Origin of the sequence: Leeuwenhoekiella sp. W20_SRS_FM14 (genome assembly GCF_052119605.1) — a bacterium.
In the GTDB taxonomy this organism is placed as follows: domain Bacteria; phylum Bacteroidota; class Bacteroidia; order Flavobacteriales; family Flavobacteriaceae; genus Leeuwenhoekiella.
In genome coordinates this window covers 476,935-498,260 of the sequence record NZ_JBGQOK010000001.1, presented here as the reverse complement: position 1 = coordinate 498,260, position 21,326 = coordinate 476,935, and the positions used below count along the sequence as shown (strand labels likewise).

The following is a 21,326-nucleotide window of genomic DNA, read 5'->3' as shown; positions in this document are numbered from 1 at the left end:
ATTCTAGTTTAGTAATTTGATGCCGGTGGAGTTCTTGCGTGGCCCATATTGAGAGGAGCAATTTCTAAATCATCTCCACCTTGTATAGGTACCAGATTTATTAAAATTGTTCCTTCTTTTGCCGAACTCGTTCCTGTGGGAACTATAAATAGCGTGCCTAAACCTGCTCGATTTCTATCACCATAATTACTAGGATATGCACCCTGATATATACGCAAACCCTGTACTGTCATACCTTTCTCATTAGCCTGAGATTTTGCATAAGCGATATAGGCTTCTATATCTTCTATAGACCACCAGCTCGATCTGCTTTCTTCCATCCCTAAAGCATTTTCAAGCACACGCTGTCGCGTTTCGGTATAGGTTTTATCAAGCAGTTTTGCCTCTTCAATTGAAATTACCCCGCTAGGCGGTTTTACTATACTCATGGAATTATCTGAGCAACTTGAATACATTGCTAATAAAAATGTAATTGGTAAACCTATTTTAAATAGCTGCTTTCTCATTATTTATAATTTTAATACCTACTTCTAAAGTATGTCTTTAAAAGCTCACATAAATAAAAAGAAAGTAAATAGGGGGAAATTCCCCCTTAAAATGAGGGCTTTATAGCAAAATTAGCTTGTGATAGAAATATTTTAAATATTATACAAGTATAATTTAAAATAATAATAAAATTTTTTGCTACTCTGAAGTTAACGTAAAGCGCACACCCATTCCCGGAGTTTTCTGTGAAAGTCTACATAAACCTATTTCCTGAATTTGTAGGACTCTGGGGTAACCTCCTGTAACCTGACAATCTCGCATTAATGCTATAAGGTTACCTCCGGGAGTTAGTTGAATTGTTCCAGGCAGAACAGGACCTGTAAGTATGCCTTTTAAGGTATTTGGTAGGCGCTCTTTAAATGGAATTGCCATTCTATTACCGGCAGGAGTCAAAGTATAATCTTCGGTTAGCAAACGCTCTTGTAGAGCTTGAGGAAGTAAATCAAATTCCGGTCCCTTATAAACCGGTATCTCCTTAGAAAAAAGCTGCTCGCTATCAACTACAACACGAGCACCAGCACTATCTTTTGAAGTTGCTGCAGATAATAGCAATAAATCATCTTTTTGCAAACGTGAAGTATTTGTAATCCCAGCATAAAAGCTACGACTTCCTAATACTTTCTTAGACTTGAAGCCTCCCCATACTGCTAAATACGCTCTAAAGCCTTTTTTAAGAGCCTTAAAACTTAATATTGCATTCTTTGACACATAATATGGTTTAGCATTAGAAATAGGCTTATTTTCAAGATAAACTTCAAACTCTGCTCCACAAATACAAATCTGTGTTGCCTCTTTAAAGTGAAGTTCGGGACCGGTCATCGTGATTTCTAAAACTGCCGCATCTTTAGAATTATTGAGCAATAAATTTGCCCGAGCTGCAGAAAGACTATCCATAACTCCACTTACGGGAACGCCATAATGTGAAAAGCCTCGCCTACCTAAATCTTGAATACTCGTGTAAAATCCCGGTTTGATTACGCGTACTTCATTCATCGATCTCACATTTTAACTGAAAGTTTCCACTTCGTATTGCATCTTTTATGTGGTGATATTCCGGTTTTGAAATGGCATAAAACTGAATGCGATCACCAGCTTCAAAAATGCTTGGCTTTTCAGCTTTTGTATCGAATAAATTAATGGGTGAATTGCCTATAATTTGCCATCCTGCAGGGCTGCTATTAGGGTATATTCCGGTTTGATTTTCAGCTATACCAACAGCTCCTTTCAATACCGCTTTTCGAGGTTCATTTTTTCGCGAGGTAGCGAGTCGGTTATCCATTCCGCCCAGGTATAAAAAACCGGGCAAAAATCCCATAAAATAGAGTGTATAAATAGGTGCTGTATGCAACTGAATTACTTCGTTTACTGTTAGCGATTTTAGAGCTGACAAAGCCTCCAGATCAAGGCCAAATTCGAGATCATAACATACCGGTATTTTATATAAATTTCCTTTATAAACTTTAGACTCAACGCTGCTAAAATTAAAAGTCTGCAGCGCTTTTAAATCATCATAGACATATTCTATTGAATTATCATAAGTTACTAACAATGAGTTATATGTATTATTTATATAAACCGTTGATTTAATTACGTTTTCAACCAAATAATCTTTTACTCCCAGGAGCCAAAACAAGTTTTCAGGAGCTATTTTAAAATCCCATTGCAGCAAAATACTACGCTCTCCAAATCTGTTTATTTTAGGTTTTAAATTCAAATTACGGTTTGTATTTTAATAGCATTCCTATTTAATTCTTCGTTTAAAAGCTTTACGATTTCTACGGCTTTTGGCGTATCACCGTGTACGCAAATAGTATCAATCTTTGCGCTTATAAATTCTCCAGAAAACGTTCTTATTTTATGGTTTAAAACCATATTTAAAACGTGTTCTACAACATCGATTTTTGCTGTAATAATAGCATCATTTTTTAACCTCGAAACCAGACTTCCATCGGGCTCATAATTACGATCTGCAAAAGCTTCATAAATCACTTTAATTCTTCCTTCTGCAACGCGACTAATCATAGAATTAAAAGGTGCATAAACCGGAATTGAAGGGTACAATTCTTCGATTAAATCTGTTACCAATTCAGCATAACGTTTATCTTTTGCACATAAATTATAAAGTGCGCCGTGGGTTTTGATATGATGCAATGCTACGTCCTGTTCTTTGCAAGATATCGCAACCTTATCTATTTGTTTCCGTAGTGAAATGCCTAATTCTTCAAAAGATATTGGCATAATTGTTCTCCCAAAATTAGCCCGATCAGGAAAAGAAGGATGCGCCCCTACTCCAACCTTATGCTTTTTTGCAAGTGCAACTACGCGATTTATGGTTTCTACATCTCCCGCATGTGCACCACAGGCAAGATTGCACGAACTTATATAAGGCATCAACGCAGCCTCATTACCTATGCCCTCACCCAGATCGCAATTAATATCTATAAAATGAGTTTCTAATTTCATAAAATTCCGAAGACACTTAAAATTGCACGCGTTCCTAAAATGACAGTAATTAAGAGTATAACAAGACTTACAGCATTTTTAAATTTTGAATTTCGGTAAGATCCCAGTAATTCACTTCGATTTGCCAACCAGATTAGAATACCGGCAATTACGGGTAATAAGATACCATTAGCGATTTGTGCAAATTGTATGATTTGTATGGGTTTAATACCAAATGCGGCCAGAGTGACTCCAAGAATCAAAATAATCATCCACGTTATTCTAAAATACCGCGATTTAAGCCCTTCTTCCAGGTTTAAACACCCTTGTGCAACATATGCTGCTGCAAGTGGTGCAGTGATTGCAGAAGTGATTCCTGCAGCAAAGAGTCCTAATCCAATACAGTAGCGGGCAGCACTTCCGTAAAGAGGTTCTAGACTTTGAGCAAGACCTGTGGCGCTGTTTACATTTTCACCGCTTAAGGAACTGGCTGCTATTATCACGCACATAGATACCAAGCCTCCCAAAATTACAGCTACTATTGTATCTCTTCTGGCTGCAGGAAGGTCTGCCTTGCTTTTCCATTTTTGATTTACCAGCGAGGCGTGCAGAAATAAATTATACGGTACAACAGTAGTACCTACTAAAGCGACGATCATTAAAATGCTTCCATCAGGAAATGAAGGAACAAAACTATTTTTTAGTAATTCAAAAACGTCTGGTTTAGTTAAAACTGCAGTAATCACAAACGATAAGCTCATTAAAATTACCAATATCAGAAATACCTTTTCAAGCATTTTATAATTGCCTATATACAATAAAATAAATGCAATACCCCCTATTAAAAAACTATACCCGTTTACCGAAATTCCTTTTAAAACAAATACTCCGCTTTTTCCTAAAGCTTGTAAACCCAAAACTCCGCCGCTTATATTACCGCCTTCGTAGGCTGCATTACCTAATACAATTGCTGCTAATACGAGACCTAAAATAAATTTACGCAGTATACCGTCTGGTAATTGTGTACGTAATACCTGAGAAAGTCCCATTTGAGAAACTAGACCTATACGCGCTGCGGTTTCCTGCAAGATCACGGTTGCTACAATAGAAAGCGTCATCGCCCACAATAACGTAAACCCAAATTGCACTCCGGCAAGTGTACAAACGGTTACCGTACCGGGACCTATAAAGGCAGCGGCAATTAAGGCTCCGGGTCCTATATTTTTAAAAGGATTTCGCATAAATGAATCGTAAGTTTTAAATATAAAAATAATGCTGCGTTACAAGAAACGATACAGATATAAAAACAGATTGAAGAATACGCGTAACTAAAATGATTAAAATCTTAATTTAGAGGTGTTAAGCTAATATTTATACCGTCATGAACTCCAGAAAACCGAATAAAATATACAAATCACTCCATTTAAATTACAATACTGATAATGGAGTCTGGCTGCATCAAGGCAAAACCTTGCGTAAAATTGTAGGCACCGCAGGAATGCTTCTTCCCATTTTATTACTAGCTATATCCTTAACCTTTTTTGAACTTCACGGTCCTTTAGAATCTATTAGTCATTATTATTTTACCAGAGCTTCTACCCTGTTTACAGTAATAGTAAGCCTTATAGGTATTTTCTTAATCGTTTATAGCGGTGAAGAGCGTATAGACTTCTGGGTTTCTAATATAGCAGGTTTTTTTGCACTCTGTGTTGCATTTTTTCCTACTACAAACCTGGCAACAACCTGTTGTGATGTCACTATACCTTATGCAGTAACGTATTTTGAAGAACAGACCGAAGGCTGGCGCTCCCTGTTTCATTATTTTTCTGCTGCTGTTTTTTTACTTTCCCTGGCCTTTATGTCGCTATTTCTATTTGTAAAATCTGATACACCAAAAGGAAAACGCTGTATTGAAAAAGTACGTCGCAACCGTGTTTATCGCATCTGCGGAATTCTAATGCTGGCAGCTATAGTGGTTATTTTGCTAGGCACATTAAATTTAATTAATGAGGAATTTTACGATAATTATAAACTTACCTTCTGGATGGAAGCTCTTGCGGTAGAATGCTTTGGCTTTAGCTGGCTGGTTAAGGGAGAAGCTTTAATGGGTGACAAATAAAACTTAAAATTTTATGCCTACTGAAAAGAGAATGCATTTAAATAGTACTTTTCGTCTAAAATTTAAGACCTCTTATTATGAACCTAAAAGCATTGTATTTTCTTGTTTTACTTCCTTTGGCGATCACATCCTGTGATACTGCAAGCTCTGATGATGAAAATCCTGAAACGCAAAATCCTGCACTCCGTGTGCAAATAACTACTAATACCGCTACTCCATTTATAGATTATATACTCGAAGCTGAAATTACAACCTCTAATTCTATCAAAGAAGTTGAAGTTACAGATGATGGAGGAGCTTCGTATACGGCAAGAGAAACTAGTGAACCAGAAGGACAGGGTACTCAGGTAAAATTATATTTCAGTTATGCCACTCTGGGAACCCGTAAATTAGAGTTTAAAGTCACAGACATTTACGGTCAGGTGGTGCCGTTTAGTGAAACCATAACCGTAACCCGTGGCAATGCAGTACGTATTCTTTCTGCGGAAGTGATTTCGTTTTATAAAAAAGATCAAACCTGGGACCCAGAGTTTGCAGATACAGATGTAAACAGACTTGCAGATGTAGGGATTGGTCTTTTAAAATCAAAACTTAACGACCGCTTTGGAGGTACAGACTACACAATGTACCGGTGGTACATTTCAGAATCCCGTCAAAATCAATCTAATCTGTTTTTTGATTTAACTGAAGAAAATTTGTACATCGATTTAAATAAAGAAATTAGGATAGGTCTTGCTGATGACGATGGCGGAAATATCGCGCAATCTTTAATTCCTGATTTCCCGGATTATCGGATTGTAGATCTTAAAACCTATGCTACAACACGACCCAAAGTCATTACACTTAAGGATGATTCTATAGATCTTGAAATTAAGTTTACCGTAGAATGGCCTCAGGGATAATCTGATTTTAAAACATAAAAAACCCGCTAAACTTATTGTTTAGCGGGTTTTTAGTTGAGACTGTTTTGATCTTTTATTTTTTAATTTCTTCAAGTTTAACTTCTTTACCATCTTTATCAAGTAGTACAACTTCATCAAAACCCATATTCTTAAATTGCTGGTATTGTGTTGCTGCATCACCTACAACCAGATAAGCCATTTTAGACTCATCCAGATATTTATTGGCCAATTGTTTGTGCTGCTCTAAAGTCATATTGTTAATAGTTGACTCTTCTTTCTCAATATAATTAGCATCTAGACCATAAGCACTGCGCTCTTGTAACATTCCTAATAATGAACCTTGAGTTTCAAAACGACGCGCATTTGACTTAATCAGGGCATTTTTAGTAAAATCAAGATCTTCTTGAGAAATACCAGATTTATACTTGGCAATCTCATCTTTAAAAATACCTACAGACTCTCCGGTGGTATTAGTACGTACACTTGATGATGCAGTAAAGGTTCCCGGTATTTTCGTTCCGCTAAAGCCCGAACGTGCTCCATAGGTGTATCCTTTCTCTTCACGTAAAACAAGGTTCACATTACCAGAAAAGGAGCCTCCCAGCTTATAATTCATAACCTCAGCAGCATAAAAATCTGCATCTGTACGCGGCATTGTGATGTATCCTATATTTATAACAGATTGCTTAGCATTAGGTACGTCTACAAAATAAAGAGAGGCTTTATCTCTGTTATTAGCAATAGGAAATTCTGGAATTGTAACCTCTTTTGCTTCCCAATTTTTCTTAAGTCCGTCAAGCGCTGCTAGTGCCTTATTTTCTGAAATATCACCTACAATATGAAATTTACTAACCGAAGGTGAGAAATAGGCATTATAGTAATTCTTAAGATCCTGAATAGTAATCGTTTCAACAGATGCCACTGTTCCTGAGGTAGGTTGTGCTAATGGGTGATTTTCACCATAAAGCATTTTATTATATACACGGTTAGCAATTACTTCAGGATTTGCATCAGAACGTTTAATCCCATTAATAGTGCTTGTTTTAATACGCTCAAATTCTTTCTCATCCCAACGGGGCTGTAATAAAATCTCTTCTACGAGCGCCATCGTTTTCTCATAATTACGAGCTAATGTATTTCCGCGTATAACAATAGATTCATTAGTCGTGTACATATAAATACTAGCCCCCAGGCGATCTATCGCTTCTTCTAATTCAAGTGGCGTTTTAGTAGCAGTACCTTCCATTAAAATATCGGTCATAAGGTTTGCTACACCATTCTTTTGAGGATCGTCCAGTAAGTGTCCACCATCTATTACAAGACTGAAATTTACTAGAGGCAACTCATTTTGAACAATACCATACACTTCCATCTGGTTTGGCAAATTAGCGGTCCAGGAATCTGGGATATTTAATTTTGGAGTTTCACCCATTGCCGGTGGTACAGATCGATCAAATTTTGAAGGTGTTTTTTCAATAACTTTATCAGATTCTACGATTTCTGTCTTTACATTTTCAGTAATTTCTTCCTCGACAACTTCAGCTTTTTCAGAATTCTCAGCAATGAGCTCTAGTTGGCCTTTAGGAACAAAACTGGTTAAAATAAATGGTTTACCTTTTATATATTTCTCATAAACACGCATTACATCTGCTGCAGTAACCTCTTTAATATTCTGAATGTCTTGTTCGATAAAGTTAGGATCACCTGCAAAAACATCATATTGAGCAAGCTGAAATGATTTACCCAGTACACTACTAATACCGTTATAAAATTCGGTTTCCTGCCCTGCTTTAATTCGCTCAATATCACTTTCTTTAACTCCTTCTTTTTCAAACAGAGCAAAAGCTTTATTGATACCGGTTTCTACACTATCCAGGTCAACACTAGAATTAGCAGTTACTGAAATTCTAAACTTTCCGGCAATTTGGTCTGCTCCATTCCAGGCATAAGGTTGTGAGGTCACCTCCATATCTTCTACCAAAACACGATATAAGGGTGCGTTTTTTCCGTCTGATAATATTTCGCCTAAAAAATCAAGCGCATATGCATCATCTGTATACTGCTCAACTGCCGGCCACACCATATTAAGCTGAGGTGCCGTTGCAAAATTATCTTCATGATATAAACGTTTTGTAACGGCTAATGAAACATTTTGAACTTCTAGAGGTGCAACTTCCTGGCGTTTTTTAATTTCCCCAAAATACTTTTCTACAAGCTCTTTTGCTTTAGCATTGTCAAAATCTCCTGCAATTACCAAAGTGGCATTATTAGGACCGTAATACTTATCGTAAAACTCTTTAACATCTGCTACGGTAGCATTTTGTAAATCTTCTAGTTCACCAATAACCTGCCAACTGTATGGGTGGCCGTCTGGAAATAAATTTTTATCAATTACCCAACTCGTATGACCGTAGGGGTTATTATCAACGCGCTGACGCTTTTCGTTTTGAACCACTTCCTGCTGGTTTGCAAATGCAGATTCTGTAACGGTATTAATTAAGAATCCCATACGATCTGATTCTAACCATAAAACGGTTTCTAAGGCATTGTTAGGAACAACTTCATAATAAATCGTACCATCTTGCCAGGTACCCCCATTTAGGGTACCTCCGGCATCTTGTATAGTTTTAAAGAATTGATCCTGAGGTACATTTTCTGACTCTTGAAAAAGCATATGCTCAAATAAATGAGCAAAACCGGTACGCCCTTTTTTCTCACGGTTAGACCCCACACCATATTGAATTGCTACAGAAACAATGGGATCACTGGTGTCTTGATGTAAAACAACATTTAAGCCATTTTCAAGTTCGTACTTCTCATAATCGATAGATAACTTCGCCTCTGCGATATCCTCATTTTTTTCTGCTTTATCATCGCAGGAAACAAGTGAAACCACAAACAAAGACAACATTAATGCTATCGGTGTCCATTTAGTTTTGATCATAGATATTCGTTTTTGATTAATAAAATTTAAAGAGATCATTTTAATTTGTTATAAATGACGCATTTAACGATGTTAAGTTACAAAATCCTTAAACTATTTATAACAAAGTATCAAAAAGACTAAATTTTATGTAAAATCAAAACCATATTGCCGGCGCTATTCTTGCCTCATCATCAAAGTACTTTTAAATTGCTTTGTTATATTAAGTTCCTAATCAATTAATCCTTCTGGCAATCTTAAAAATCAAACTATAGACGTCTGCCGCAAGAATACATTATTCCTGAGCGAAAATGGGAGCTTTAAATCATTAAATTCAAAAAATTTAATCTTAAAAGTTGCTATATGATTTGTAATTTACTTGTATCAATTAAAAACGTTAAATGATTAAAATATTGTGATATGTGTAACGCTTCGGCATTAACCAAAACCAAGAAACGTATTGAAGAGGTTTTAGATAAAACATTTGAAATACCCTTAGAATATCAACCTTATTATCATTTAAATGGCTTTAGTCATGGAAACCTTCAAATAATTAAGATGGATGAAAAGGAAAAAATTTATCCGGCAATGTGGGGTTTAATTCCGGCTTACGGTTTAAATAATATCCCTGAATTTCAGAAAAAATACAATACGCTTAATGCGAGAAGCGAATCAATATTTAAATCAAATACCTTCAAACATTCTCTATTAGAAAAACGCTGTTTAATACTGGCTGATGGTTTTTTTGAACCTCATCATATTAACGGAAAGCCTACTCCCTATTTTTGTTATCAACCCTCTGATGAAGAGGGTGATGATGGCCGAAAATTATTCTTGTTTGCCGGGCTATATGCTGAAATCGATGATGATTCTTATAGCTGCACCATCCTGACAACTGAAGCGAATGATTTTTTTGCTGAAGTACACAATAAGAAAAAAAGAATGCCTCTAGTGCTAGATTCTGAATTATATACCGATTGGTTAAGTGATTCTCACAACGAAAAAACACTGAAGGATTTATTAAATGATGGCTTTACCAGAACAAAATTTGATGCCTACCCGGTAAGTAATATGATATATCAAAAGAATATTGATGCCAATGTAGCGAAAGCTATACAACCGGTTGAGAAAACAACTTTGTTTTGATAAATTAAAAACCTGTTTTTGCTAGCCTAACCAACCTTCACGATCCAAACTTCTGTATTGAATCGCTTCACTAATATGGTGGCTTTCAATATTTTCTGAAGCTTCTAAATCTGCTATTGTTCTAGACACTTTTAAAATACGGTCATAAGCGCGAGCCGAAAGATTGAGTTTTTCCATAGCCGATTTCAGTAAATTTTTGGAGTTTTCATCAAGTGCACAGTAGGTTCTTATTTGTTTAACGCTCATTTGTGCGTTGTAATGTACACTACTATTCTCTTTAAACCGTTTTGTTTGCAACTCGCGTGCTGCGGTTACCCGTTTTCTAATATCTACACTACTTTCTGCTCTACGCTCGTCTGAAAGTTTATCAAAAGGTACGGGTGTTACTTCTATATGAATATCTATACGGTCTAAAAGCGGACCGCTTACTTTACTTAAATAGCGCTGCATTTCTGCGGGAGTACTGGTTACCGGTGCACTGGGATCATTAAAATACCCTCCCGGACTTGGGTTCATACTCGCTACCAGCATAAAACTACTGGGATAGGTTACGGTAAATTTTGCTCTTGAAATCGTGACTTCACGGTCTTCAAGAGGTTGTCGCATTACCTCAAGAACGGTGCGTTTAAATTCGGGTAACTCGTCAAGAAACAAAACACCATTATGCGATAAGGAAATTTCGCCGGGTTGCGGGTAGGCTCCACCACCTACTAATGCGACATCTGAAATCGTATGATGCGGACTGCGAAACGGCCGTTGTGCCATAAGTCCTACATTTTCCCGCATTCTTCCGGAAACGCTATGAATTTTTGTTGTTTCTAATGCTTCCCTTAAAGTCATAGGCGGTAATATGGATGGCAAACGTTTTGCCAACATCGTTTTACCTGCTCCCGGCGGACCTATTAAAATTATATTATGTCCTCCGGCAGCAGCAATTTCCATACAGCGTTTAATTGATTCCTGACCTTTCACATCGGCAAAGTCAAAGTCAGGATGTTCTAAGGCATTAAAAAATTCATTGCGGGTATCTACGATAGTGCGCTCAAGTTCTGCACCCGTATCAAAATGGTCTATTACCTGAGAAATAGAATCGATGCCATAAACCTCAAGATCTTTAACGATAGCGGCCTCACGGGCATTCTGGCTGGGTAAAAGAAATTTTTTAAAACCTTCTTCCTGTGCTTTAATCGCAATAGGCAAGGCTCCACGTATGGGTTGTAAGCTTCCGTCTAATGACAGCTCTCCCATAATAATGTATTCATCCAGATGTTCAGCATTAATTTGTCCGCTGGCCGCAAGAATACCTATGGCTAACGTAAGATCGTAAGCACTTCCCTCCTTCCGCATATCTGCAGGAGCCATATTGAGTGTGATTTTCTTTCCGGGAATTTTGAGATTATTGTTTTGCAGCGCTGCGGCGATTCGGTAATTACTCTCTTTAATCGCATTATCGGGAAGTCCTACCAGATGATAACCTATTCCTTTATCTATGTGTACCTCGACCGTTATTGTTGTCGCTTCTACGCCGAAAACTGCTGATCCATAAACCTTTGTAAGCATAACTTTAAGTTGGTTTTCTAAAGAAACAACATAATTTTTAACTATACCAACCTAATTTTCAACAAAATAAAATCTGAATTATAAAGTTTATGTAATATTCAGCATAATTAAAAAAGAAATAAAACTCATAATTACATTATAAATTCATTAATCTATTATACATAAAGTTATCAACGACAATTAAAGACTTTTACGTATCTTAAGAATTCGCCAACTAGCATATATAATTTAACCAAAAGCCTTCTCTAATGACTCAACCTGCCACATTCACGACACTTATTTTATTCTCGCTTTTTTCTAGTTTTTCTGGCAATGGGCAACAACTAACAGAAGCTGAGTATGCAGAAAAAGGAAAATACATATGGGAACATTATGTACCGCAATCGGGGCAGGCAAAATTTGTACAGGGGGAGTTATTACGAGCCATAGAAAAACTTCGAGATGAAGCACAGCGCAACGGAAATGGAAATTTTAATAATCAATGTCATGGTTTGCTTGTTGATTATTTAAGAAGTAAATTAACAGACCCAACTCTTTTTTCCGAGGAAAAAATACAGGGAATCAATGCCGAGTTAGATTTATTAAATAATGCCCAGGCTCCTTATACACACGATGCACCCTATGATTACATCACCAATAGGATTATAGACTGGTATTTGCATTATGGGGAAACTTTAGAACACAATCCCAATCCTAATCTAAATTGTTAACTTAATTTTCTTTTTTTGCTGTGCGATTTAGAACGCCCTCAGCCCATTTTTTGGCCGGCTCGCCAAAACACTCAATTAGATCATCTACTCCTATTACACTGCCTTTTGCAAGTCTTCCTAAAAGTGAGATATGTTGATTTGAATTTCCTGCACTACTAATTATTCTGCCATCTTGAAGTGTGTGCAAACCTAATTTATAACTTACAGCGTCTACTTTATGATCATCTAGTAAATGTTGTACTACGGGACTATTAACTGCAATTAATTGTGGTGGATCTATTACCGAATTTACCATTACACCTGCAGTAGTTTTTTTACCATCTTTAATTAATTCCCATCCCTGTGGAGTCAATTTAATTTCAGGATTTTCTGCAAAATCTAAATCTAAAATTCCAGCCTCTGCCACAGCTATAAGTTGCTGCAAACTTGCTACCGGCGGGCCGTAAGAATAGCGTTTACTAGCCTCTATATAGCTTACAATGTCTATCATCGCAACATCAGAAATATCGAGATGCGTATAATCGTGATACAAAATGCCTAGAGCATAACGCCAAACCTGTCCCAAACAATAATCGAGACTTATTTTCTGTTTACCAAAAGCCATCTCCACAAGCATTACCATTTGATCAAGAACAGGAAGATTTTGATCTAATACAAGTGAATGACTAATTTCAGTTTTTCGTATAACAGCTTCTACCAGCTGTTCTAAATGAATTTTATCAATACTACAAGGTCGAGCTTTATGCGCCAAACGTTTAAATACTGAAGCTGTAAGCGTTGCTAAAGCTTTTATTAAAAATGTAGCATCTTTAATGAGTTCTGGCTTTTTTAAGGCAGAATCTAATTCATCTCTAAAACGTGCAAATTCATCAACAGTGGGCTCAAACCAACTGTCAATGGCAGAATTTACCGGTTTTGGTGCCGGTGGTAATCCATCTAATGAAAATACAATTAGCTTTTTAGGAGCCGTTGCCGAAGGATGATATTTAAATTTCAAACCATTTTCAGAAATTGTAAAGGTGCCTTCAAAACCCAGAGTTAATGCCCGTACCTGATCTACCATAGACAACCCAAAACCTCTAAGCGCTACAACCGCATCTGGTGTTATAGTTTCGGTTTCTAGTGCGCCCACGGGGTAAGGATCTTTATATAACTTCAAATGAGAAAATTCTTGGGTATGCTTTTCCCAGGCATTGAGTTGGTCTGATAGTTGTGTAGCCTGATGACCTATAGTTAAGACAACTTCATCTGCATGGTATTTTTTATGTGTTTCATCGGTAATCAAACAACCTGTTATTGTTGTTTCTACGTGAGTCACTTTGTTAGCGATTAGTGTGACACAATCTGCACCCAACAACGCGTTTTTAATCAACTCAAAACGTGCGTTTAAATAAGCACCTAACTTCGCACGTGGTGGAAAGTAATCTACCGCAGCAGTTTTAATTTCATCAGCATCAGTGGTAATCCATTCCTGATAACCAGGAAAGCTCGCAATATATAAATTGTCAAATCGTATCTCTGGTCTTCCCTGTAAACCGGCGCTAAGATGGCCTTCACTTATATTCGATAAATTTGTAACTACTTGCTGCGGACTCCAAATTTTACCGGCGCCGGGATACGCAGCCTCCTCAAACAAGAGAACATTTAGTTTAGTTTTTAAAGCTTTCTCTTGTTTATCAATATATAGGGCTTCAAGTGCTGCAAGACCGCGAGGTCCTATTCCTATAATTGCAATAGTTTTGATATTTGACACGCTAAATGTTTAAATCATTAATTCTTTTCAATTGCAAAAGCAATTGCTTAAAAATACAATACTATCAACCGGTTTAGGGCCTAGAAAATGGTCATTAATGCTAAGATTTTACTAATAATCCCGTTTTTCTATTATTTATAGAATTTTCAGTTCTATAGATAATTTTCAAATATTTTAAGTAATTAAAAACCTATTAACTAATTATTTTCGTAAATAAAACGATGACTTAAAGAACTAATATTAAATTAGCTCTTAGAACTGCATACAACCAACAAACCAATAGATGATTAATAAAAGAGAAATTTTAGGCGAAGTTTTAGGAACTTTTGTAATGGTATTATTCGGTATTGGGTCTGTAGCTGTGGCTGTTCTTTTTAACGGGTATCAAAGTATATTACAAATTGCCATCGCCTGGGGGATTTCAGTAATGCTGGCAATTTACTTAACCAGACATTTATCTAATGCGCACTTAAATCCTGCGGTAACTCTGGCAATGGTGATTAGTAAGCGTATGCCGTCAAAAAAACTTATTCCTTATGTAATTGCTCAAGTTTTAGGTGCTTTTGCAGCAGGTTGGGTTTTGTTTCTGTTATTTAATCCCTCTATAGAGACTTTTGAAGCGGCGAATACGATTGTGCGAGGCAGTGCCGAAAGCTGGCAAACTGCAAAGATGTTTGGAGAATTTTATAGTGTTCCCGGTGGTGCTACAGTGAGTATGCCCTTAGCAATTTTTACAGAAGGCTTCGGAACTTTTTTACTGATGTTATTTATATTCGGTTTTACTGAAGGTTCAAATATAGGAAGACCTCACGACACCCTTGCCCCTGTTTTTATAGGTTTAACCGTTACCATAATCATATGCCTTATTGCTCATTTAACACAAGCAGGAATTAATCCTGCCCGTGATTTTGGGCCGCGAATGGTAGCGTACTTAACAGGATGGGGAAATGCAGCATTTCCCGATGATTCCTTTGGATTCTTTTGGGTTTACATACTCGCTCCCTGTTTAGGAAGTACTGCAGCAGCATTATTCTTTTGCAAAGTAGTTGATCCTATTATGAAACATGACCAACCTAATACCCTTTAATTTAGCTTAAAAACAAACGATTCTAAAGGTTTTATATCAACACGCATTGTTGCACGCTCATTAGTAACTTTTAAAATCCCTTTTTGCGTACTGTACAGTTGATCTGTCATCTCATATTCGCCTTCATTTAATCCCCAGATTTCTATAATATACTTCGGAAGCTGAAGCTCAAACCCAAAGCTAGCATGAGCATCAAAATTGGTTACCACAACCAATTTATCAGTATCAGACCAGCGTACAAATGAATGCACTCTATCATTGTACCATTCGGTATATTGTCTGTTGTGGGCGTGAATATCTGCATATTCACCTGTTATAGCAGAATTAGTTATACTGAAATTCAATAGGCGCTTATAAAAATCACGCAATTGGCGCTCATCATCTGTAGATTGGCCACCATCAAATTTTTTATTGTTAACCCAGCGTACTACCGAAGGTACGCTTCCATAATCAAAAATTGAAGTTCGTGAAGGGTCACCAAAACCTAGATTTTCTGCGGCTGGTTCTCCCAGTTCCTGTCCAAAATAAATCATTGTAGGTGATGTACTAATCAATGCTGAAACAACCATTGCAGGCTTCCCCTTTTCTGCGTTACCTGCAAACTCAGGACTTGCAATACGCTGCTCGTCGTGGTTTTCAAGAAAGTGCAACATGTTAACAGCAATGTCTTGCTGCTCATTTAAAATGGGTGCAATATGATCTGTACTTCCGTGACCTTGCATAATATGCTTTATCGTATCATACAATTCTACTTTATCATAGAGGTAATCCATTTTTCCTTTAAAAATGTAATCTCTGTATAAGGACGGATTATAAACCTCAGCAAGTAGAAATGCATCCGGGTTTTTGGTTTTTATTGCAGAATTCATATAGCTCCAGAATTCTACAGGTACCATTTCGGCCATATCAAACCGAAACCCATCAATTCCTTTTTCAGTCCAAAAAAGTGCGATTTCTTTAAATTTAACCCAGCTAGAAGGTACGTCCTTATTTTTCCAGAATTCCTGATGTTGAGCGATATCCCAGTGTCCTGCATCTTCAGGAAGCGGTTCAAAATCGATTCCACCATCGGGCCAAATTCCGTAGTTAATTTTTACAGTCTCATACCAATCATTTTGATCGGGTTGAGCAGCACGGCTTCCGTTACCGGTCCATTTTGCTGGAGATTCTTTAAATTTCCCATCTGCAAGACTATGTTGCTCGCCACCTAAAGGCAAGTAACCATGCTGCCAGTTAGGGACTTTAAAATCTTCACCGGGTATATAATAAAAATCATTATCACGTTTGTAAGACATGCTAGTATCATCGTTAGACCCAAAAGCTGATGTATAGGCCGGTGTATTTAAACTTTCGTACTTACGGGCCACGTGATTGGGAACGATATCGATGATAACTTTTAAGCCGGCCTTATGCGTACGTTTTACAAGGGCTTCAAATTCTTCTAATCGTTTTAAAGGATTTACGGCCATATCAGGATCTACCTGATAATAATCTTTTACTGCATAAGGTGAACCTGCTCTACCCTTAACCACATCAGGATCATCATTAGAAATACCATAAGCCGTATAATCTGTAATTACCGCGTGATGCGGTACTCCGGTGTACCAGATATAAGTCGCCCCCAGATCCCTTATTTCATTAAGCGCTTTAGTATCAAAATCATTAAACTTCCCTACCCCGTTTTCTTCAAGTGTTCCCCACGGTTTGTTTGTGGTATTGGTATTTCCAAAAAGGCGTGTAAATACGTGATAAACAACTTCTTTTTGAGGTGTGCTTTGGGTTTTCATGGTTGCGTCAGATTGTACGATAGTTTCAGTTTTACAACTAAAAAATAAGTTCAAGATAAGTATAAGAAGTAGTGAATTTCGAATCATTTTAGAATAATCTACTATTTAAATTCATTTTTACTGAAATTAGCGTGTGGGTCTGGCTCTTTTGAGTGTTCTATGTATAAAATACCTAGCTTATTACAATTTAGGTAGACTCTCGCTCAATTAATGTGGTTGTAATTACGGTTGTTTTATAATTTTCTGCCTCCTTATCACACTCCAGCCTATCTATAAGCATTTGTGCTGCTGCCTTGCCCATCTCATCCCCGTGCTGATTTACCGCCGTTATTGCCGGGGTTGCATATTGCAATAATTTTCCGTCAGAAAAACCTATTATCGCTACATCTTCGGGAATACGTTTACCTTGATTCTGTAACAGTTTCATAGTAATTACCGCAAAAATTTCGTTGACACCAAGTACGGCATCAAATGTAGTAGTGTCTATAAAATTCTGAATTACGGTATCCGCTTCATCTATATTTTCTATGGTTAAAATAAGACTATCGTCTAAAACCATATCGTGATCTGCCAAAGCTTTTTTATATCCTTTAGTGCGTAAAGAGCCAACACTTATATAATCTTCGGTGGTGATCAAGGCAATGTTCTTACGCCCTTGATTTATTAAATGACTTATTGCAGTATACGACCCCCGCATATCATCAACAATTACCTTATCTGAAATTACTTTATCTGTAATTCTATCGATCATAACCAGCGGCATCCCTTGATTTTCAATTTCAATAAGGTGATTGTAATCTTCCTTCAGCTGCGTTTCTTTAGATAACGAAATGATAAAGCCGTCAACAATACCGCCGCGAGCAAACATTTCCATACTCAATACCTCTTTCTCAAAAGACTCATTAGATACACATACTAATACATTATAGCCGTTCTTATGAGCAACCTCTTCGACTCCTTTTAACACTGTTGTAAAAAAATCGTGTACGATTTCGGGTATAAAAAGAGCTATATGCTTGGTTCTGCTATTTTGAAGACTTACTGCAATGTTATTTGGTTTGTAATTATAAAGTTTTGCAAAAGCCTGTACTTTATCTCGGGTATCCTGCCCTATCTCAGAACTATTTTTTAACGCTTTTGATACGGTAGAGATAGAAATGTCAAGTTCTTTAGCAATATCTTTAAGGGTTATTTTTCTTTTCATATTAGAATCACTTCTGCCCAAATATGGGGTTTATTTAAAATTCTGAATAAAAGTTAACCATTTTTGGCATAAAAAACTTGTCAACACGAAAACGTTAGAGTAGTCAGCATTAACATTTCATACAACAATATTAACATTCTACTTTAGGTAAGTTTGTCGTGTTAAATAATAAAAGTAAAACAGACACTATTCAAAAAAACTAAAGATCAATTCAAACAATTTTATGAAAATGTTATTTAAAAGAACACTTTTTCTCTTACTATTATTGCCCATTACAACGATTGCGCAATCTATAGTAAGTGGAACTGTAGTTGACGCAACACTGCAACAACCGGTGCCCGGTGTAAATGTCATTGTAGAAGGCACTACAAATGGTACCACAACAGATTTTGATGGTAAATTCACCCTATCTGGTGTAAACCAGGGATCCAAAATTAGCTTCTCGTATTTGGGTTTTAGAACGCAAACGATACCGTTTACGGGTCAGGGTACCATAGATGTATCGCTTACTGAGGATGCTTCAGAACTTGATGCTGTGGTAGTTGTAGGGTATGGTACTACCACTAAAAAAGATCTTACGGGATCTGTAGCTCTTATAGGTGAAGATGATTTCAATAAAGGTAATAACGTAACGGCAGAAAACTTACTTAACGGTAGAGTAGCTGGTCTTACGGTAAATACAGGAGGTTCACCGGGATCTAACTCTGAAATTAGAATACGTGGAGGAGCATCATTAAATGCTTCTAATGATCCGTTAATTGTAATTGATGGTTTGCCGGTAAGCAATGTTGCAAACGGTACACGATCTATCATTTCCTCGATTAACCCGGCAGATATAGAATCGTTTTCAGTTTTAAAAGATGCTTCTGCAGCGGCTATTTATGGTAACCGTGGTGCAAATGGGGTTATTATTATTACTACTAAAAAAGGAAAACAAGGCTTAAAAGTAAACTTTGACAGCCAGGCAAGTGTATCACGTCTAACCGATAAGATTGACGTTTTTAGCGCATCAGAATTCCGTAGTTTAGTTACAGAGCGTTTCCCAGATCGTGTAGGTTTATTAGGTAATGCAAATACAGACTGGCAAGATGCTATTTATCGTGATGCATTTTCTTCACAGCACAACCTATCAGTAAGTGGGAGTCTTGCAGAGAATTTACCAGCGCGTCTTTCTGTAGGCTATGCAGATCAGGAAGGTTTACGTAAAACTTCTTCTTTTGAACGTACAACTACTTCTCTTTCTTTAAACCCACGTTTTTTTGACGGAGATTTAAAGATCGATTTTAATGCGAACTTAAACTTTGAGCGTAATCAATTTGCACCAGAAATAGAAAGTAATGCACTACAGTTTAACCCTACTCAACCTATTTACGATCCTAACTCTCAATATGGCGGATTCTACGAATACACAGGTGCTAATGGTCGTATTTTAGGGAATGTACCCCGTAACCCGGTTGCACAATTAATGCAAACGCAAAATGTAGCTAGTGTGCGTCGTTACTACGGAAACTTTAAAGTTGATTACAGACTACCATTCTATGAGCCTTTACGTGCTGTAGTAAATTTAGGTTTAGATGAAAGTCAATCAGACCGTTTCTTTGAAATAGACCGTAACAGCGCATTAGGTACTAATGCTGAAGAAGGAGAAATCTTAGGACAACGTTCTGATACCGATTTTAAATCTTCTAACCGTTTATTTGATGCGTATTTAGTGCATACCAAAGCTTTTGGAGATTTCAACACAGAAATTACAGGAGGATACTCGTACCAAATATTTGAGAATGAAAATTTTACAACAAACAACGTACGCGACCCTAATGCGGCCCCTCCAGAAAACACCATAGATCCTGATGTAGTTTTATTAGCTTATTTTTTACGCGGTAACTTCAATTACAAGAGTAAGTATTTCTTAAGTGCTTCTATACGTCGTGATGGTACTTCTCGTTTTGGACCAGAAGAGCGTTTTGGATATTTCCCTGCAGTATCTGGTGCCTGGCAGATTTCTGATGAAGATTTCTTAAAAGAATCTGAGACGTTAAGTTTATTAAAATTACGTTTGGGTTATGGTATTACCGGTCAACAGGATATCTCATCTCAATATGACTACTTATCTCGTTATGGCTTAGGAGATAGCAGATCTCAATATCAGTTTGGCAATCAGTTTTTTACGATAGGACAGCCTTTCTTTAGAAATGCAGGTATTAAATGGGAAGAAATTACAGAATACAACGCAGGTCTTGACTATGGTTTTTTCAACGGAAAACTTAATGGTTCACTTGATTTCTTCCGTAAAGAATCTAATGACTTACTTTCGTCGGCTCCTGTGCCAGATGGTGTGAACTTTTCCAATCAAGGTTTTCAAAATATCGGAAAATTCACAACTCAGGGTATCGAATTTGTGATAGACTACAATGTCGTTTCTAACGATAATTTTAACTGGAATGTAAACTACAATGCAACTTACATAGACCGTGAGATAAATCGTTTGGCCTTTGGTCAGGATATCTTAACCCAAGGTATATCTGGTGGTACCGGTAATACAATACAGGTACAACGCGAAGGTTTTGCTCCTAACTCATTCTTTGTTTACAGACAATTATACGATACTGCAGGTGCTCCTATAGAAGGTGCGTATGTAGATGTAAATAGTGATGGTATTCTTAATGATGCAGATAAATACATCGCAGGTAATGGCCGCGCAGATGTTACAATGGGTTTTCAATCTACTATGAATTATAAAGATTGGGATTTCAGTTTTAACCTGCGTGCAAGTTTTGGAAATGACATTTACAACAACGTAAATTCAGGTAACGCACAATACGGTAATGTTTTTAGAACAGTTTTAAACAACGTACCTACACAGGTTTTAGAAACCAACTTTGTAAACACACCAGATGTTATTTTATCTGATTATTATCTGGAAGATGCAGATTTCTTACGTATGGATAACATTACCTTAGGCTACACTTTTGACGCTGATAAGCTGGGCAAAGGCACGCTAAGACTTTGGACGGGCGTTCAGAATGTATTTGTTATTACTGACTACTCGGGTCTTGACCCTGAAATTACTAATAATGGTGTGGACGATACAATTTTCCCAAGAGGACGCACTTTCTTATTCGGACTGAATTATGGATTTTAATATTA

The 21,326-nt window shown here is 37.0% G+C and carries 16 protein-coding genes; 6 read left to right on the top strand and 10 right to left on the bottom strand.

The genetic code is table 11. The annotated features are described in order from the left end of the window. Window positions 1-8 precede the first annotated feature (8 nt). The 5 genes from ACEN25_RS01980 to ACEN25_RS01960 form a co-directional block, all read right to left on the bottom strand. Window positions 9-506, bottom strand: a complete 498-nt coding sequence (locus ACEN25_RS01980; protein ID WP_441801407.1) for a hypothetical protein — start codon at window positions 504-506, stop codon at window positions 9-11. 178 nt (window positions 507-684) lie between these two features. Continuing rightward, window positions 685-1,539 carry a biotin-dependent carboxyltransferase family protein gene (locus ACEN25_RS01975; protein ID WP_441801406.1) on the bottom strand — a complete coding sequence of 285 codons (855 nt, stop codon included), beginning with the start codon at window positions 1,537-1,539 and terminating at the stop codon, window positions 685-687. Next, window positions 1,532-2,260, bottom strand: a complete 729-nt coding sequence (pxpB, locus tag ACEN25_RS01970; protein ID WP_441801405.1) for a 5-oxoprolinase subunit PxpB — start codon at window positions 2,258-2,260, stop codon at window positions 1,532-1,534. Before pxpB ends, ACEN25_RS01975 begins: the two co-directional genes overlap by 8 nt. Next, a complete protein-coding gene (pxpA, locus tag ACEN25_RS01965) occupies window positions 2,257-3,009 on the bottom strand; it encodes a 5-oxoprolinase subunit PxpA (protein WP_441801404.1) in 753 nt (250 codons plus the stop codon). Before pxpA ends, pxpB begins: the two co-directional genes overlap by 4 nt. Next, window positions 3,006-4,229: an Nramp family divalent metal transporter gene (locus ACEN25_RS01960; RefSeq protein ID WP_441801403.1), complete on the bottom strand. Its 1,224-nt coding sequence runs from the start codon at window positions 4,227-4,229 to the stop codon at window positions 3,006-3,008. The genes pxpA and ACEN25_RS01960 overlap by 4 nt, the downstream gene beginning before the upstream one ends. Window positions 4,230-4,369: 140 nt before the next feature. On the opposite strand from ACEN25_RS01960, the gene ACEN25_RS01955 reads away from it, so the two are divergent. After that, window positions 4,370-5,107 carry a hypothetical protein gene (locus tag ACEN25_RS01955; protein WP_441801402.1) on the top strand — a complete coding sequence of 246 codons (738 nt, stop codon included), beginning with the start codon at window positions 4,370-4,372 and terminating at the stop codon, window positions 5,105-5,107. 77 nt (window positions 5,108-5,184) lie between these two features. Further along, window positions 5,185-6,009 (top strand): hypothetical protein, encoded by an 825-nt coding sequence (locus ACEN25_RS01950; RefSeq protein ID WP_441801401.1) that lies wholly within the window; start codon window positions 5,185-5,187, stop codon window positions 6,007-6,009. Window positions 6,010-6,082: 73 nt separating this feature from the next. Here ACEN25_RS01950 and ACEN25_RS01945 read toward each other — a convergent pair whose 3' ends face one another. Further along, window positions 6,083-8,953 carry a M16 family metallopeptidase gene (locus ACEN25_RS01945; RefSeq protein ID WP_441801400.1) on the bottom strand — a complete coding sequence of 957 codons (2,871 nt, stop codon included), beginning with the start codon at window positions 8,951-8,953 and terminating at the stop codon, window positions 6,083-6,085. A 399-nt stretch (window positions 8,954-9,352) separates the two neighbouring features. Between ACEN25_RS01945 and ACEN25_RS01940 the strand changes: the two genes are divergently transcribed. After that, window positions 9,353-10,078, top strand: a complete 726-nt coding sequence (locus tag ACEN25_RS01940; protein ID WP_441801399.1) for an SOS response-associated peptidase — start codon at window positions 9,353-9,355, stop codon at window positions 10,076-10,078. A 21-nt stretch (window positions 10,079-10,099) separates the two neighbouring features. Here ACEN25_RS01940 and ACEN25_RS01935 read toward each other — a convergent pair whose 3' ends face one another. Next, window positions 10,100-11,638, bottom strand: coding sequence for a YifB family Mg chelatase-like AAA ATPase (locus ACEN25_RS01935; RefSeq protein ID WP_441801398.1), 1,539 nt, complete (start codon window positions 11,636-11,638; stop codon window positions 10,100-10,102). Window positions 11,639-11,886: 248 nt separating this feature from the next. On the opposite strand from ACEN25_RS01935, the gene ACEN25_RS01930 reads away from it, so the two are divergent. Further along, window positions 11,887-12,348: a hypothetical protein gene (locus tag ACEN25_RS01930; protein WP_441801397.1), complete on the top strand. Its 462-nt coding sequence runs from the start codon at window positions 11,887-11,889 to the stop codon at window positions 12,346-12,348. Between the two features lies 1 nt (window position 12,349). Here ACEN25_RS01930 and ACEN25_RS01925 read toward each other — a convergent pair whose 3' ends face one another. After that, complete coding sequence (locus ACEN25_RS01925; protein WP_441801396.1) at window positions 12,350-14,101, bottom strand: FAD/NAD(P)-binding protein; 1,752 nt, start codon at window positions 14,099-14,101, stop codon at window positions 12,350-12,352. Between the two features lie 283 nt (window positions 14,102-14,384). On the opposite strand from ACEN25_RS01925, the gene ACEN25_RS01920 reads away from it, so the two are divergent. Further along, window positions 14,385-15,188 carry an MIP/aquaporin family protein gene (locus ACEN25_RS01920; RefSeq protein ID WP_441801395.1) on the top strand — a complete coding sequence of 268 codons (804 nt, stop codon included), beginning with the start codon at window positions 14,385-14,387 and terminating at the stop codon, window positions 15,186-15,188. Here the strand turns inward: ACEN25_RS01920 and ACEN25_RS01915 are convergent. Together ACEN25_RS01915 and ACEN25_RS01910 are read right to left on the bottom strand one after the other, a co-directional pair. Then, a complete protein-coding gene (locus tag ACEN25_RS01915) occupies window positions 15,185-17,062 on the bottom strand; it encodes an alpha-amylase family protein (protein WP_441801394.1) in 1,878 nt (625 codons plus the stop codon). The genes ACEN25_RS01920 and ACEN25_RS01915 overlap by 4 nt on opposite strands. Window positions 17,063-17,162: 100 nt before the next feature. Continuing rightward, complete coding sequence (locus ACEN25_RS01910; protein ID WP_441801393.1) at window positions 17,163-18,179, bottom strand: LacI family DNA-binding transcriptional regulator; 1,017 nt, start codon at window positions 18,177-18,179, stop codon at window positions 17,163-17,165. 223 nt (window positions 18,180-18,402) lie between these two features. On the opposite strand from ACEN25_RS01910, the gene ACEN25_RS01905 reads away from it, so the two are divergent. Continuing rightward, complete coding sequence (locus tag ACEN25_RS01905; RefSeq protein WP_441801392.1) at window positions 18,403-21,321, top strand: SusC/RagA family TonB-linked outer membrane protein; 2,919 nt, start codon at window positions 18,403-18,405, stop codon at window positions 21,319-21,321. The last annotated feature ends 5 nt before the right edge of the window (window positions 21,322-21,326 follow it).